The 15580-nt window shown below is 56.7% G+C and carries 13 protein-coding genes; 9 read left to right on the top strand and 4 right to left on the bottom strand.

Going from position 1 to position 15580, the window contains the following annotated elements; genetic code table 11:
* Positions 1-177 precede the first annotated feature (177 nt).
* Both pyrD and zapC read left to right on the top strand, forming a co-directional pair.
* A complete protein-coding gene (gene pyrD / locus ABLV04_RS01275) occupies positions 178-1188 on the top strand; it encodes a quinone-dependent dihydroorotate dehydrogenase (RefSeq protein ID WP_004201417.1) in 1011 nt (336 codons plus the stop codon).
* A 169-nt stretch (positions 1189-1357) separates the two neighbouring features.
* Positions 1358-1900, top strand: coding sequence for a cell division protein ZapC (zapC, locus tag ABLV04_RS01270; RefSeq protein ID WP_023289043.1), 543 nt, complete (start codon positions 1358-1360; stop codon positions 1898-1900).
* Here the strand turns inward: zapC and ABLV04_RS01265 are convergent.
* Positions 1897-3006 carry a YcbX family protein gene (locus ABLV04_RS01265; protein WP_065881820.1) on the bottom strand — a complete coding sequence of 370 codons (1110 nt, stop codon included), beginning with the start codon at positions 3004-3006 and terminating at the stop codon, positions 1897-1899. The genes zapC and ABLV04_RS01265 overlap by 4 nt on opposite strands.
* A gap of 99 nt (positions 3007-3105) precedes the next feature.
* Here ABLV04_RS01265 and rlmKL point away from each other — a divergent pair, with 99 nt between their 5' ends.
* The 6 genes from rlmKL (at position 3106) to rmf (ending at position 11024) form a co-directional block, all read left to right on the top strand.
* Positions 3106-5211, top strand: a complete 2106-nt coding sequence (rlmKL, locus tag ABLV04_RS01260) for a bifunctional 23S rRNA (guanine(2069)-N(7))-methyltransferase RlmK/23S rRNA (guanine(2445)-N(2))-methyltransferase RlmL (RefSeq protein ID WP_023289045.1) — start codon at positions 3106-3108, stop codon at positions 5209-5211.
* 12 nt (positions 5212-5223) lie between these two features.
* A complete protein-coding gene (locus tag ABLV04_RS01255) occupies positions 5224-7131 on the top strand; it encodes an ABC transporter ATP-binding protein (protein ID WP_023289046.1) in 1908 nt (635 codons plus the stop codon).
* 14 nt (positions 7132-7145) lie between these two features.
* Entirely contained in the window at positions 7146-8414 is a 1269-nt protein-coding gene (gene pqiA / locus ABLV04_RS01250; protein ID WP_348815260.1) for a membrane integrity-associated transporter subunit PqiA, read from the top strand.
* Positions 8404-10041 (top strand): intermembrane transport protein PqiB, encoded by a 1638-nt coding sequence (gene pqiB, locus ABLV04_RS01245; protein ID WP_032455284.1) that lies wholly within the window; start codon positions 8404-8406, stop codon positions 10039-10041. Before pqiA ends, pqiB begins: the two co-directional genes overlap by 11 nt.
* Entirely contained in the window at positions 10041-10604 is a 564-nt protein-coding gene (gene pqiC / locus ABLV04_RS01240) for a membrane integrity-associated transporter subunit PqiC (RefSeq protein WP_032455285.1), read from the top strand. Before pqiB ends, pqiC begins: the two co-directional genes overlap by 1 nt.
* A 252-nt stretch (positions 10605-10856) precedes the next feature.
* On the top strand, positions 10857-11024 hold the full coding sequence (rmf, locus tag ABLV04_RS01235; protein ID WP_002898396.1) for a ribosome modulation factor: 168 nt from the start codon (positions 10857-10859) through the stop codon (positions 11022-11024).
* A gap of 68 nt (positions 11025-11092) precedes the next feature.
* On the opposite strand, the gene fabA is transcribed toward rmf, so the two are convergent.
* Together fabA and ABLV04_RS01225 are read right to left on the bottom strand one after the other, a co-directional pair.
* Entirely contained in the window at positions 11093-11611 is a 519-nt protein-coding gene (gene fabA, locus ABLV04_RS01230; protein ID WP_004201428.1) for a bifunctional 3-hydroxydecanoyl-ACP dehydratase/trans-2-decenoyl-ACP isomerase, read from the bottom strand.
* A gap of 69 nt (positions 11612-11680) precedes the next feature.
* Positions 11681-13438, bottom strand: coding sequence for a Lon protease family protein (locus tag ABLV04_RS01225; RefSeq protein ID WP_023289050.1), 1758 nt, complete (start codon positions 13436-13438; stop codon positions 11681-11683).
* A gap of 185 nt (positions 13439-13623) precedes the next feature.
* Here ABLV04_RS01225 and matP point away from each other — a divergent pair, with 185 nt between their 5' ends.
* Positions 13624-14076 (top strand): macrodomain Ter protein MatP, encoded by a 453-nt coding sequence (gene matP, locus ABLV04_RS01220; protein ID WP_180265780.1) that lies wholly within the window; start codon positions 13624-13626, stop codon positions 14074-14076.
* 146 nt (positions 14077-14222) lie between these two features.
* Here the strand turns inward: matP and ompA are convergent, their stop codons facing one another.
* Positions 14223-15293 carry a porin OmpA gene (ompA, locus tag ABLV04_RS01215; protein ID WP_023289051.1) on the bottom strand — a complete coding sequence of 357 codons (1071 nt, stop codon included), beginning with the start codon at positions 15291-15293 and terminating at the stop codon, positions 14223-14225.
* Positions 15294-15580 lie beyond the last annotated feature (287 nt).

Genomic DNA, 15580 nt, shown 5'->3' with positions numbered 1-15580 from the left:
GCCATTCTTTCCTTAAATGATTTATCCACCGTTAGATAGCCGAAAAGCGCATAACGGCGCGCGGGGAGGTAATCGTTTGCGCTGATGGGGGATTTTTTGTCGCAGGTCAATTCCCTTTCCGCAACAGATCGCACATAATACGCCCCCGGTTTGCACACCGGGAATCCAGGAGAGTTCATGTACTACCCCTTCGTTCGTAAAGCCCTTTTTCAGCTCGATCCTGAGCGCGCTCATGAAGTTACCTTTCAACAATTACGCCGTGTCACCGGGACGCCGCTGGAAATACTGGTTCGCCAGAAGGTGCCGGCCAGGCCTGTCACCTGCATGGGGCTGACCTTTAAAAACCCGCTGGGTCTGGCGGCCGGGCTGGATAAAAACGGGGAATGCATTGACGCGCTGGGCGCGATGGGTTTTGGATCCATTGAGATCGGCACCGTGACGCCGCGTCCGCAGCCGGGCAACGATAAGCCAAGGATCTTCCGTCTGGTGGATGCCGAGGGGTTGATCAACCGCATGGGCTTTAATAACCATGGCGTCGATAACCTGGTTGAGAACGTGAAGAAGGCGCATTTTGACGGCGTGCTGGGCATCAATATCGGCAAAAATAAAGACACGCCGGTTGAGCACGGGAAAGATGATTACCTGATTTGTATGGAAAAAGTCTATCCCTACGCCGGCTATATCGCCATTAATATCTCCTCGCCGAATACCCCGGGGCTGCGCACGCTGCAATACGGCGAAGCGCTCGATGATTTACTCTCCGGTATTAAAAATAAGCAGCTTGAGCTGCAGCAGAAGCATCAAAAATATGTTCCGGTCGCCGTGAAGATCGCGCCGGATCTTTTGCCTGAGGAATTGATCCAGGTTGCCGATAGCCTCGTGCGTCATAATATTGATGGCGTGATTGCCACCAATACCACCCTCGATCGTTCTCTGGTTCAGGGAATGAAACATTGCGATGAGACCGGCGGACTTAGCGGTCGTCCATTACAATTAAAAAGTACCGAAATTATCCGTATGCTCTCCGCTGAGCTCAATGGCCGCTTGCCTATCATTGGCGTGGGCGGTATTGATTCCGTGATTGCCGCGCGGGAAAAAATGGCCGCCGGAGCATCGCTGGTGCAGATCTATTCCGGATTTATTTTTAAAGGTCCGCCGCTGATTAAAGAAATTGTTACCCACATCTAATCTTTTCCTCCTCTGAATCCCACCCAGGGCTTTATTTCCGGCCCTGGTTGTTTTATATTCCCTCACTGTTGCTTATTTAAACATTTTAGACTTTTCTTAATTTTAGAAAATATTCTGCGGCAAGTCGCAACAACTTTGCAGAGGCGTATGAAAGGGGACAGGGGGAAAAATGCGGATTAAACCTGACGATAACTGGCGTTGGTATTACGATGAAGAGCACGACCGCATGATGCTCGATCTGGCCAATGGCATGTTATTTCGCTCGCGCTTCGCCCGGCGCATGCTGACCCCGGACGCTTTTGCCCCATCGGGATTCTGCGTCGATGACGCCGCGCTCTATTTCTCCTTTGAAGAAAAATGCCGCGATTTCGAGTTGTCGAAAGAGCAGCGGGCGGAATTAGTCCTCAACGCATTAACCGCGATCCGTTTTCTCAAACCGCAGATGCCGAAAAGCTGGCACTTCGTCGCCCATCCCCATCACTGGCAGCCGAGCGGCGGCGACGCGGCCTGCGTCTGGCTGAGCGATACCGGCGAGCAGGTCAATTTGCTGGTGGTGGAGCCGGGCGATAACGCCGCGCTTTGTCTGCTGGCCCAGCCGGGTCTCACGCTTGCCGGCCGCGTTATGCAGCTGGGCGATGTGATTAAAATCATGAACGACAGGCTGCAGCCGGCGCAGAGCGCGGTCAGCTACAGCCTGGGGCAGGCGGTTTAAGGCGCCAGGCGCAGGGCCGTTTTCGGCACGCAGCTGCAGGCGAGAATGGTGCCATCTCCGGCGACCGCATTTTTCTTTAACGGATTCACTTCCCCCTCTTCAAGACGGATGCGGCAGCTGCCGCAGATCCCCGCCCGACACGAGTAGGGTACGCGAATGCCCTGTTGCTCCAGTTGTTCCAGCAGCACCTGCTGGTTATTGCCGGTAAATTGTTGACCCTGCCATTCAATGGCAACCGTGGCCTGCTGCTGCGCCTCGGGAGCCGGGGTATCGTCGCTTTCGCCGGCGCCGTAGGCTTTCGCCGGGCCGCGGGCGAGGATTTCCACTTCATCCCCCACCCGGATCACGCCGCTGTTACGGGCAATCAGGTTCTGACCAAAGTCGACATCGCCATTATCCTGCGCGGTGCGGAAGCGCTTTAAGGTTTCCAGCGGCTCTCCGCTGGGATGCTTCTGCCCGCGCTCCGGACTGACGGTGGTAAAAATGCAGCGGCTGCACGGCTTGGCGACGTCAAATACCACCTCGCCGACGCGGATCACTTTCCAGCTGTCTTCATCCCAGGCCGCCGCGCCGGTGACCACGAGATTAGGCCGAAACTGTTCTATGCTTACGCTTGCCGGGCAGCGCTGCTGCAGGTCGCGCAGCGAGGCCTCGTTAGCCAGCAGGTAAGGGTAGCCGTCGGCGAAGGAGAGCGGTATCGCATCGTGGCGCTTCACCCGGCGGGTTAACTGTGGCCCCAGCCAGCGCAGCTGGACATCGCGATTGAAAAAGCCGCTGAGCCACTGATTAACGGCGGCGGGCGCGATAAGGGCGGTAAAATGGTTGCCCCAGACTTCTGTCGGCTCGGCCTGAGGGGCGAAATCGTTAAAACGCACCACGGCGCTGCTGCCGTCCGGTGCGGTCAGGTGAAGGCCATCATGCAGCGGCGCCGGAATAAATTTCACCATTTGCGGAAACTGACGGGCGGTAATAAAGGTGCCGTCGGTTTCGGTGACCATAAACAGGCGATCGAAGGCCAGGCCGCTGATATCGGCAAAGGCGTGGGTCAGGCCCATGCCGCGCATGGATTTAACGGGATGAATAAAAAGACGCGAGAGCGTTACCATACGCTGCCTCCGGGTTCCAAAAATAAGCCTATAACTTTATGACATAGGGCACATATTGGCTATAATGCGCACCAATTTTCTTTAAGTAAAAGTGACGATATGAATTCTCTGTTTGCCAGTACGGCTCGTGGGCTGGAAGAGCTGTTAAAAACTGAACTGGAAGGGCTTGGCGCGACGGACTGCCAGGTAGTCCAGGGCGGGGTCCATTTTCAGGGGGATACGCGCCTGCTGTATCAAAGCCTGATGTGGAGCCGGCTGGCTTCGCGCATCATGCTGCCGCTGGGCGAGTGTCGCGTATACAGCGATCTGGATCTGTACCTCGGCGTACAGGCCATTCCGTGGACGGAGATGTTCAACCCTGGCGCCACCTTCGCGGTGCATTTTAGCGGTCTCAATGAGGAGATCCGCAACAGCCAGTACGGTGCGCTGAAGGTCAAAGACGCCATTGTCGACAGCTTCACCCGTAAGAACCTGCCGCGCCCGAACGTCGATCGTGAGTCGCCCGATCTGCGGATCAACGTCTGGCTGAACAAAGAGACGGCGCACATCTCGCTGGATCTGAGCGGCGAAGGCCTGCACCTGCGCGGCTACCGCGATGGCACCGGTATGGCGCCGATCAAAGAAAACCTCGCGGCGGCGATCGTGATGCGTTCCGGCTGGGTGCCGGGCACACCGCTGCTCGATCCGATGTGCGGCTCCGGTACCCTGCTGATTGAGGCGGCGATGCTGGCGACCGACCGCGCGCCGGGCCTGCACCGCGGCCACTGGGGCTTTGGCGGCTGGGCGCAGCACGACGACGCCATCTGGAAAGAAGTGAAAGCGGAAGCGCAAACGCGCGCCCGTCAGGGGCTGGCGGCATATGGGTCACGCTTCTATGGCTCCGATGTCGACGAACGCGTCATTGACCGCGCCCGTCGCAACGCCCGTCGGGCCGGCATCGGCGAGCTGATCGATTTTGAAGTCAAAGACGTCGCCCAGCTGAATAATCCGCTACCGAAAGGCCCGTACGGCACCGTGATCAGCAACCCGCCGTACGGCGAGCGTCTGGAAAGCGAGCCGGCGCTGATCGCCCTGCACAGCCTGCTGGGCCGGATCATGAAAAGTCAGTTTGGCGGCTGGAACCTGTCGGTGTTCAGCGCCTCGCCGGAGCTGTTAAGCTGCCTGCAGCTGCGCGCCGACAAACAGTTTAAAGCCAAGAACGGCCCGCTGGACTGCGTACAGAAGAATTATCACCTGGCGGAGAGCGAAGGCGGCAAGCCGGCGATGCTGGCGGAAGATTTTGCTAACCGTCTGCGTAAGAACCTGAAGAAGTTTGAAAAATGGGCCCGTCAGGAAGGCATTGAATGCTATCGCCTGTACGATGCTGACCTGCCGGAATACAACGTGGCCATCGACCGCTACGCCGACTGGGTGGTGGTCCAGGAATATGCCCCGCCGAAAACCGTCGATGCGCACAAAGCGCGCCAGCGCCTGTTCGATATTATCGCCGCGACCATCGCCGTACTGGACATGGCGCCTAACAAGCTGGTGCTGAAGACCCGCGAGCGGCAGAAGGGGAAAAACCAGTACCAGAAGATGGCGGAGAAGGGCGACTTTATCGAGGTGCAGGAGTACAACGCGCGCCTGTGGGTCAACCTCACCGACTACCTGGATACCGGTCTGTTCCTCGACCACCGTATCGCCCGTCGCATGCTCGGCCAGATGAGCAAAGGCAAGGACTTCCTGAATCTGTTCTCCTATACCGGCAGCGCCAGCGTCCACGCCGGTCTCGGCGGCGCGCGCTCCACCACCACGGTGGATATGTCGCGCACCTACCTGGAGTGGGCGGAACGCAACCTGCGTCTCAATGGCCTGACCGGCCGCGCGCATCGCCTGATGCAGGCGGACGTGCTGGGCTGGCTGCGGGAGAGCACCGAGCAGTTCGATCTGATCTTTATCGATCCGCCGACCTTCTCCAACTCCAAACGAATGGAAGATGCTTTCGACGTCCAGCGCGATCACATTCGCCTGATGACCGATCTGAAACGTCTGCTGCGTAAAGGCGGCACCATTATGTTCTCGAATAACAAACGCGGTTTCCGTATGGATCATGACGGGCTGGCGGCGCTTGGCCTGAAGGCGCAAGAAATTTCGCAAAAAACGCTGTCGCAGGATTTTGCCCGCAACCGTCAGATCCACAACTGCTGGCTGATTACCGCAGCCTGAAAGGAATAAAGAATGTCACTGATTAGTATGCACGGCGCCTGGCTTTCCTTCAGCGATGCGCCGCTGCTGGATAATGCCGAGCTGCATATCGAAGATAACGAACGCGTCTGCCTCGTCGGACGCAACGGCGCCGGTAAATCGACCCTGATGAAGATCCTCAACCGCGAGCAGGGGCTGGATGACGGGCGCATTATTTATGAACAGGATCTGATTGTGGCGCGTCTGCAGCAGGATCCGCCGCGCAATGTCGCCGGTACGGTGTACGATTTTGTCGCGGAAGGCATCGCCGAGCAGGCGGCCTACCTGAAGGCCTATCATGACGTGTCGCATCAGGTCATGACCGATCCGAGTGACAAAAATTTAAATGAACTGGCGCGCCTGCAGGAGCAGCTCGATAACCTGGGGCTGTGGCAGCTGGACAGCCGCATTAACGAAGTGATTGAGCAGCTTGGTCTCGACGCCAACGCGCAGCTGGCATCCCTGTCCGGCGGCTGGCTGCGTAAAGCGGCGCTGGGCCGCGCGCTGGTCAGCGGGCCGCGCGTGCTGCTGCTCGATGAACCCACCAACCACCTGGATATCGAAACCATCGACTGGCTGGAAGGGTTCCTCAAAACCTTTAAAGGCACCATTATCTTTATTTCGCACGACCGCTCCTTTATCCGCAATATGGCGACGCGCATCGTCGACCTCGATCGCGGCAAGCTGGTGACCTACCCGGGCGATTACGATCAGTATCTGCTGGATAAAGAGGAAGCCCTGCGGGTTGAAGAGCTGCAGAATGCGGAATTCGACCGCAAGCTGGCCCAGGAAGAGGTATGGATCCGCCAGGGGATCAAAGCGCGCCGCACGCGTAACGAAGGCCGCGTTCGCGCCCTGAAGGCGATGCGTCGCGAGCGCGGGGAGCGCCGGGAAGTGATGGGCAGCGCCAGAATGCAGGTTGAAGAGGCTTCGCGCTCCGGCAAAATCGTGTTCGAAATGGAGAACGTCAACTACCAGGTTGATGGCAAAGTGCTGGTGAAAGATTTCTCCGCGCAGATCCAGCGCGGCGACAAGATTGCCCTGATTGGCCCCAACGGCTGCGGGAAAACCACGCTGCTGAAGCTGATGCTTGGCCAGCTGCAGGCCGACAGCGGGCGGATCCACGTCGGCACTAAACTGGAAGTCGCCTACTTCGACCAGCACCGCGCAGAGCTGGATCCGGATCGGACGGTGATGGATAACCTCGCGGAAGGTAAGCAAGAGGTGATGGTTAACGGTAAGCCGCGCCATGTGCTGGGCTACCTGCAGGACTTCCTGTTCCATCCAAAACGGGCGATGACCCCGGTGCGTGCGCTCTCCGGCGGGGAACGTAACCGCCTGCTGCTGGCGCGTCTGTTCCTGAAACCCAGCAACTTATTGATTCTCGATGAACCGACAAACGACCTGGATGTCGAAACGCTGGAGCTGCTGGAAGAGCTGATCGATGGCTATCAGGGCACCGTGATGCTGGTAAGCCACGATCGTCAGTTCGTGGATAACACCGTAACCGAATGCTGGATCTTCGAAGGCGGCGGTCGCATCGGCCAGTACATCGGCGGCTATCACGATGCCCGCGGCCAGCAGGCCCAGTCGTTGGCGCAGAAGCAGCCGGCAGCGAAAAAAACGATGGAAGTCGCTCAGCCAAAAGCAGAAACTGTCAAACGCGGTGGGAACAAACTAAGCTATAACCTGCAGCGCGAGCTGGAACAGCTGCCGCAGAAGCTGGAAGCTCTCGAGGCCGAACTGCAGACGCTGCAGGAACAGGTTGCCGATCCCGACTTCTTTGGACAACCGCACGATCGCACGCAGCAGGTGCTGGCAAAGCTGGCCGAAGCGGAACAGGCGCTGGAAGCAGCCTTTGAACGCTGGGAATATCTCGAAGGATTAAAGAACGGCGCCTGAGCCGAGGAGTTGTCATGTGCGATCATCATCATGCTGCGCGACATATTTTATGTCCCCAATGTGATTTGCTGGTGGCTTTGCCGCAGCTGGAGCATCGCCAGAAAGCCGCTTGCCCGCGCTGCGGTACAACGTTAACCACCACGTGGGACGCGCCTCGCCAGCGTCCCACGGCTTACGCGTTGGTCGCGCTGTTTATGCTGCTGTTGGCCAACCTGTTTCCATTTATCTACATGAAAGTGGGCGGGATCAGCAGCGAAATAGAGCTGTTGGAAATTCCCAATGTGTTATTTACCGAGGATTACGCCAGCCTCGGCACCTTCTTTTTACTCTTTGTGCAACTGGTACCGGCCTTTTGCCTGGTCACCATTCTGCTGTTGGTCAATCGGGTCAGGATGCCCGCTGGCCTGAAAGCGTTTCTGGCGCGAATTCTGTTTCACCTGAAGACGTGGGGCATGGCGGAGATCTTTCTTGCCGGCGTGCTGGTGAGCTTCGTTAAGCTGATGGCCTATGGCGATATCGGTATCGGTCTGAGCTTTGTTCCGTGGTGCATGTTTTGTCTGCTGCAGTTACGCACTTTCCAGTGCGTCGACCGCCGCTGGCTGTGGGATGATATTGCCCCCATGCCAGCCATTAGCCAACCGCTGAAGGTCGGAGTGGCCGGCATCCGCCAGGGGCTGCGCTCCTGCGCCTGCTGCACGGCGGTGTTACCCGTCGACCAGACGGTCTGCCCGCGCTGTCATAGTAAAGGAACGGCGCGGCGTAAAAACAGCCTGCAGTGGACGCTGGCCCTGCTGGTGACCTCATTTATCCTCTATCTCCCCGCCAATATTATGCCGATCATGATCACCGATCTGCTGGGCGATAAAATGCCGTCAACCATCATGGCCGGGGTAATTTTACTGTGGAGCGAGGGGTCTTATCCGGTGGCGCTGGTGATTTTTATCGCCAGTATTATGGTGCCGACGCTAAAGATGATCGCTATCGCCTGGCTGTGCTGGAATGCCAATGGCAACGGTGCGCACGATTCGGAACGCATGCATCTGATCTATGAAGTGGTGGAATTTGTTGGCCGCTGGTCAATGATTGATGTTTTTGTCATCGCCGTACTCTCTGCGCTGGTGCGCATGGGAGGGTTGATGAATATCTATCCCGCCATCGGCGCGGTTATGTTTGCGCTGGTGGTGGTGATGACCATGTTTTCAGCCATGACGTTTGATCCCCGTTTACTGTGGGATCGTGAGCCAGATTCAAGCCATGAGGAAAGACAACAACATGGAAAATAAGAGCGGAGAAGCGAAAGTGCAGAAGGTGAAGAACTGGTCACCGGTGTGGATCTTCCCTATCGTCACTGCGCTGATCGGGGCGTGGATCCTGTTTTATCATTACAGCCATCAGGGACCTGAGGTCACGCTGATCACCACGAATGCGGAGGGGATTGAAGGGGGAAAAACCCGTATCAAGAGCCGTAGCGTGGACGTTGGGGTGGTGGAGAGCGCCACGCTGACCGACGATTTAACCCACGTGGAAATCAAAGCCCGCCTCAATTCCGGGATGCAGAAATTACTGCACAACGATTCCGTCTTCTGGGTGGTGAAACCGCAGGTAGGGCGCGAGGGGATCAGTGGCCTGGGAACATTATTGTCCGGGGCCTATATTGAACTGCAGCCGGGGTCGAAAGGTACGGTGCCGGAGCAGTATCCGCTGCTTGATTCTCCGCCGCTGGCCTCGCCGGACGCCAAGGGGATCCGTATTCTACTGGAGAGCAGCAAGGCGGGCCAGCTGTCGCCAGGCGATCCGGTGCTGTTCCGCGGCTATCGCGTGGGGTCGGTGGAAACCAGCACCTTCGACACCCAGAAACGTCGTATCACTTATCAGTTGTTCATCAATGCGCCCAATGACCGCCTGGTGACCACCAATGTCCGCTTCTGGAAGGACAGTGGGATCGCTGTCGATTTGACCTCGGCGGGAATGCGCGTCGAGATGGGCTCGCTGTCAACGCTGTTTGGCGGCGGCGTGAGCTTCGATATTCCGGAAGGACTGGATCTCGGCGAGCCGGTGGCGAATAAAACGGAATACCATCTGTTTGACGATCAGAAGAGCATCCAGGATTCGGTCTTTACCGAACATATTGACTATGTGATGTTCTTCAAAGACTCAGTTCGCGGCCTGCAGCCCGGCGCGCCGGTGGAGTTCCGCGGCATCCGTCTGGGAACCGTCGGCAAAGTGCCATTCTTCATCCCCGGTCTGAAGCAGCGTTTGAACGACGACTATCGCATTCCGGTGGAAGTGCGGGTTGAACCGCAACGTCTGATTAACCAGCTGGGCGGCGATCCGAATATTCGCGCCCACATTGACGATCTGATCAACCGCGGACTGCGCGGCTCGCTGAAAACCGGCAATCTGGTGACCGGCGCGCTGTATATCGATCTCGACTTCTATCCGAAGGCGCCGCCGCGCGGGAAAATGCAGGAGTTTAACGGCTATCCGATTATCCCGACCATCAGCGGTGGTCTGGCGCAGATCCAGCAGCGTCTGATGGATGCGCTGGATAAGATTAATAACCTGCCGCTCAATCCGTTGCTGGAGCAGGCGACGAGCACCCTGGCGCAGAGCGAGAAGACCATGCAGCACGTGCAGACCACGCTGGATAGTCTGAATAAGATCACCTCCAGCCAGTCGATGCAGCAGTTGCCTGCCGATATGCAGACGACGCTGCGCGAGCTGAACCGCAGCATGCAGGGCTTCCAGCCGGGCTCCGCGGCCTACAATAAGATGGTGGCCGATATGCAGCGTCTGGATCAGGTGCTGCGCGAGCTGCAGCCGGTCCTGAAAACGCTCAATGATAAGAGCAATGCGCTGGTATTTGAGGCGAAGGATAAAAAAGACCCACAGCCGAAGGGAGCGAAATAATGAAAAAATGGTTACTCGCGGCAACCGTATGCGTGCTGACGGCATGCAGTAGCGGCGGCGAAAGCAAAACGTATTACCAGCTGCCGGTGGCGCAGGGCGGCGCACAGCGCGCCGCCAGCCAGGGGGCACGTCTGCTGTGGGTTGAGCAGGTCAGCATCCCGGATTATCTGGCGGGTAACGGGGTGGTCTACCAGACCACCGACGTACAGTATGTGATCGCCAATAATAATCTGTGGGCCAGCCCGCTGGACCAGCAGCTGCGCACTACGCTGGTGGCGAACCTGAGCCAACAGCTGCCGGGCTGGGTAGTGTCATCCCAGCCGCTGGGTAGCGAACAGGATACGCTCAACGTCGCGGTCAACGGCTTTCACGGACGCTACGACGGGCGGGTTATCGTCAGCGGTGAGTGGCTGCTGAAGCATCAGGGGCAGCTGATCAAGCGCCCGTTTAACATCGTGCTTAAGCAGGATCAGGATGGATATGATGCGATGGTCAAGACCCTGGCGCAGGCGTGGAGCCAGGAGGCGGCAGCCATTGCCAGCGAGCTTAACCGTCTGCCATAAGTAAAATTCATCACGCTGATCTGCCGCGCGGTTCATCTGAGCCGCGCGGCTTTTTTTTGTCAGGTCAGTTCGTTACCGGCCGGTGTGCCAGGTGAACAAAAAATGAACTCTTATATAGGTCACAAATATGACAATGGCGTGAATTTTGCGCATTGACGTCGCCTTCATTTCGCGGTATTCGTAACCCGTGGCTGCACAATTTGCGACCACTGTTTTCTTTTCCACCAGATCAAAGAATGAGGGAAACGAGGCATGAAGAGACAAAAACGAGATCGCCTGGAACGGGCACATCAACGCGGATATCAGGCGGGTATCGCAGGAAGATCGAAAGAAATGTGTCCATACCAGAGCTTGAATCAACGCTCATGGTGGCTGGGAGGCTGGCGAGAAGCCATGGAGGACAGGGTACTAACGGCCTGACACTGTCTCTTTAAAAAAGAAGCCTCCGCATAGCGGGGGCTTCGCCTTTTAATCGCTGCTGAACGTTATCAGAAAGCGGAAGTATCCTGGAACAGACCCACTTTCAGATCGCTTGCGGTGTAGATCAGACGATCGTCAACCAGCACTTCTCCATCCGCAAGGCCCATAATCAGACGACGGTTAACGATGCGCTTGAAGTGGATGCGGTAGGTCACTTTTTTCGCGGTCGGCAGAACCTGGCCCGTGAATTTCACTTCGCCAACGCCCAGCGCACGGCCTTTGCCTTCGCCGCCGAGCCAGCCGAGATAGAAACCTACCAGCTGCCACATGGCATCCAGGCCCAGGCAGCCCGGCATCACCGGATCGCCGATAAAGTGGCAACCGAAGAACCACAGGTCCGGGTTGATGTCGAGTTCGGCCTCAACATAACCTTTGTCGTAGTTACCACCGGTTTCGGTCATTTTGATGACGCGGTCCATCATCAGCATGTTTGGCGCCGGCAACTGCGGGCCTTTCGCGCCGAACAGTTCACCACGACCAGAGGCAAGAAGATCTTCTTTTGTATAGGATTCGCGTTTATCTACCATGTTTTCAGTAAGCCTTATTTTAAGTTCGGGACGCAGGATAGCTAACACGTGTAAGCTGAACAAGTCCGATCAGTTAGAACTTGTCCCACCTAACCAGCGTAGCGGCCACGGAAAACGATGGCGAGTCTCCTGCTGGGTCGCCTGCGCTATCCGCTCCTGAATGGTTTGTCGCAGCGTCTGTCCTTCACCGTCCCACATCAGCTGGGTCAACATCGGCAGCGCTTCGGTAATATCGTCTATTGCCCAGATAGCAAACTGATTGTCGGCAACGGCCTGACGCAGCTCGTGGGTCAGACTAAGGTGGCGAACGTTGGCGGCAGGGATAATCACGCCCTGTTTTCCGGTGAGGCCGCGCTGCTGACAGATTGTGAAGAAACCTTCAATTTTTTCATTCAGTCCGCCGACCGGCTGCACACGACCAAACTGGTCGACGGAGCCGGTGATCGCGATGCTCTGATTAATCGGCACGTTGGCCAGCGCGCTGATTAAGGCGCAGAGTTCCGCCATGGAGGCGCTGTCGCCATCCACTTCACTGTAGGACTGTTCAAAGGTCAGCGAAGCGGAGAAGGGGAGTTGTTGCTCCAGCTCCAGCTCGGACATCAGAAAAGCCTGCATGATCATCATGCCTTTCGCATGGATGTTGCCGCCCAGCTCGGCTTTGCGTTCGACGTCGATAAATTCGCCGTCGCCAATGTGCACGACGCAGCTGATGCGCGAAGGTTCGCCGAAGGCGCGTGGATGACCGGGGAATTCAATGACTGAGAGGGCGTTGATCTGCCCGACGCATTCGCCTTCGGTTTCAATCAGGATCTGTTCCTGCAGGATTTCATCCTGCATACGCTCCGCCAGGTAGCCTTCACGCCACTCCCGGCGCGCCAGCATCGTCTGCATCGCTTCGCCGGTAATCTCTTCGCCTTCGCAGAAGGCGGCAGACTCACGCAGCTGGCGGGCTATCCATAACGGGCTGAGTGGCAGGGTCTCCTGGTCGCCGGTGTAGCGCGTCCCTTCATCGATCAGCAGTGGCCAGGCATCGCTCGCCGGGCCCGGTAGCTCCAGCTGCTGCGCATTCTGCCATACCCACTGGCACCAGGCCTTCAGTGTATCGGCGTCCGCAAACTGCAGGGTGTCTTCATACTCGCTATAGATAGCCTGGGCAGAGAGCTCTGGCTCCATTTCCTGGAAATCGGCCAGCGATTCGCGTTCGCCCACCAGCATGACTTTCAGGCTCAGCGGCATGGAAGGGATGCTGACCGGCAGCGGCCGTGATTCATCAATGGAGAGCCAGTCAAAGCGCTGACGGGTCACCATATTTTTCAGGCGCATCCACAGCAACGGTTGCGCCAGTAATGCGCGTAGTGAGAGCACCAGCACGCCGCCGTTGGCCTGATGGACCAGGCCAGGCTGGAGTGTGATTTCACCATTAAACTGGCGTACGCAGCCAAACAGCTGTTCCGCCTCCAGCCAATCGGCCGCCACGACCGGAGCGGTACTGGCAAAATTATCTTCAGCGCGTTGCGCCGGCGTGAGCGTCACGTGAGCGCCGTTAACCTCATAGCGAACTCCGTGAAGCGGTGCGGCAGGCTCGTGCAGCGTGCGAGTTTCAGCCGCCAGCCATTGCAGATATTCCGGCTCCTCAGGGGCTTTCACCAACATGAAGGAGGAGACTGCCGGGGTGTACAGCAGTTGCTCAAGCGCATAGAACAACCGCGGCTGCAGATCGCCCGAGAGGGAGGGGGCCGGATGAGAGAGTTCAGCTTGAGCAAACAGCGCCTGGTAAGGTTCCAGATCAGGCGCAAGGTCGGTTCGGGTCAGTTTCGTAATGGTCAAAGTCGCTGTTTTTTAGTTAGATGTAAAGCGCGCAATTATACCTGATGCCGCGTCTGAGCACACGGAGGATTATGGCTACCCCGATGATTACCCGGCCATCCACATCACGAATAATGATTTATATTCAGCACATCAGGAAAAAACTGATATCCTGAAATGAGTTACACGGTCACATTGAGATCGCAATGAAATATCAACAACTGGAAAATCTTGAAAGCGGCTGGAAATGGAAATATCTGGTAAAGAAGCACCGGGAAGGTGAGCTGATTACCCGCTACATTGAGGCCAGCGCTGCGCAAGCTGCGATAGATGACTTGCTGACGCTCGAGAATGAACCTGTGCTGGTGCATGCCTGGATTGAGCAGCATATGAATCCGGCGCTGATGAACCGCATGAAACAGACCATCCGTGCGCGACGGAAACGCCATTTTAACGCCGAGCATCAGCATACGCGTAAGAAGTCGATCGACCTTGAGTTTGTCGTCTGGCAGCGCCTTGCCGGTCTGGCGCAGAGGCGAGGGAAAACCTTGTCCGAAACCATCGTCCAGCTGATTGAGGATGCTGAGCATAAAGAGAAGTATGCCAGCAAAATGTCGAGCCTGAAGCACGATCTGCAGGTACTGTTAGGTAAGGAGTAGCGGGCTGCCCGTTCAGTGGTGACTAAGGCGCAGGTCGCGCCACACAGGCTGCCATCCGCCTCTAACGGCCATCAGTCTTTAGCCGCTAAAGCGAGCGAGAAGACATAAAAAAACCCGCCGAAGCGGGTTTTTTCATCAGTTATAACTTAAGCCGCAGGCTGAGTTACAACTTCTTTGTAGCCTTTAACTTCGATCTCTACACGACGATCCGGAGCCAGGCAGTCGATCAGGGCAGCGCGAGCTTTCACGTTGTCACAGGTGTTGCCAGTAACCGGGTTGGATTCACCCATGCCGCGAGCGGAGATTTTGCCAGCCGGGATGCCTTTAGCAACCAGGTAGTCAACAACGGACTGAGCACGTTTCTCAGACAGCTGCTGGTTGTAAGCTTCGGAACCGATGCGGTCGGTGTAGCCCAGAACAACAGCGGAACCGTCTTTCGGATCCATGTTGCTCAGCTGGGTGTACAGCTGATCCAGAGCCTGCTGACCTTCCGGTTTCAGGGTTGCTTTGTTGAAGTTGAACAGTACGTCAGACTTCAGGGTGAAGTGCTTGGTCGCCACTTCCGGAGCCGGAGCCGGAGCCGGAGCTACAACCGGTGCAGCATCTTCCTGACCGAAACGGTAGGAAACGCCCAGGCTCAGCATGCCGTTATCAGGACGGGTACCCACAGTGCCCGCGTCGCCGATGTTGTTAACCCACTGGTATTCCAGACGGGTAGCGATGTCACGAGTAACAGCCCACTCTACGCCGCCAGCAAATACTGGGGAAACGCCAGTGTCGTGTTCGCTACGGGAAACGCCGTTAGAAGCGTAGTTGCCTTTGGAGTCAGCGCGCCAAACCATGCCGCCCAGACGGGTGTAGATGTCCAGATCGTCAGTGATCGGGTAACCCAGTTTAGCGGTCAGCTGAACGCCCTGAGCTTTGAAAGCACCGTTGTCAACGCTGCCTTTATATGCCATACGGCCCAGCCAGTCGTAACCCATTTCGAAACCGAGGTACGGGTTAACCTGGTAACCACCGAACGCACCAGCACCGAGCTGATCGTTACGGGTCGGACCATTGTTGCCCTGGAAACCGTTACCGTAGAAACCGGTGTCGTGATACTGGGACCAACCCAGTTTACCACCTGCATACCAGGTGTTATCTTTCGGAGCGGCCTGCGCTACGGTAGCGAAGCCAGCCAGTGCCACTGCAATCGCGATAGCTGTCTTTTTCATTTTTTGCGCCTCATTATCATCCAAAATTCGCCATGAAGTTACAAAAGACCTCACGGTTAAATCCTTCACCGGGGGCGTGACTTGTTGTTAACTATGCTGATACATGCAGCGTAAGCCGATCACCCCTGGCGATGTAAAGTCTACAACTTAGTTCGAAACTTACAAGTGTGAACTCTGTCAGGCATATGAAAAAAAAGGGTTGTGTACACAATATTTAACAAATATGGTTGATTTTCGTACACGAAAAAAAGGCACAAATGCCCGTGTGGCAGGCATTCCGCGAAAAA

It is taken from the genome of Klebsiella sp. JN_Kp127 (assembly GCF_040062505.1).
GTDB classification, from domain to species: Bacteria; Pseudomonadota; Gammaproteobacteria; order Enterobacterales; family Enterobacteriaceae; genus Klebsiella; species Klebsiella quasipneumoniae.
Note: the sequence above shows the minus strand (reverse complement) of the source record. Positions and strands in the feature narration are given on the sequence as shown.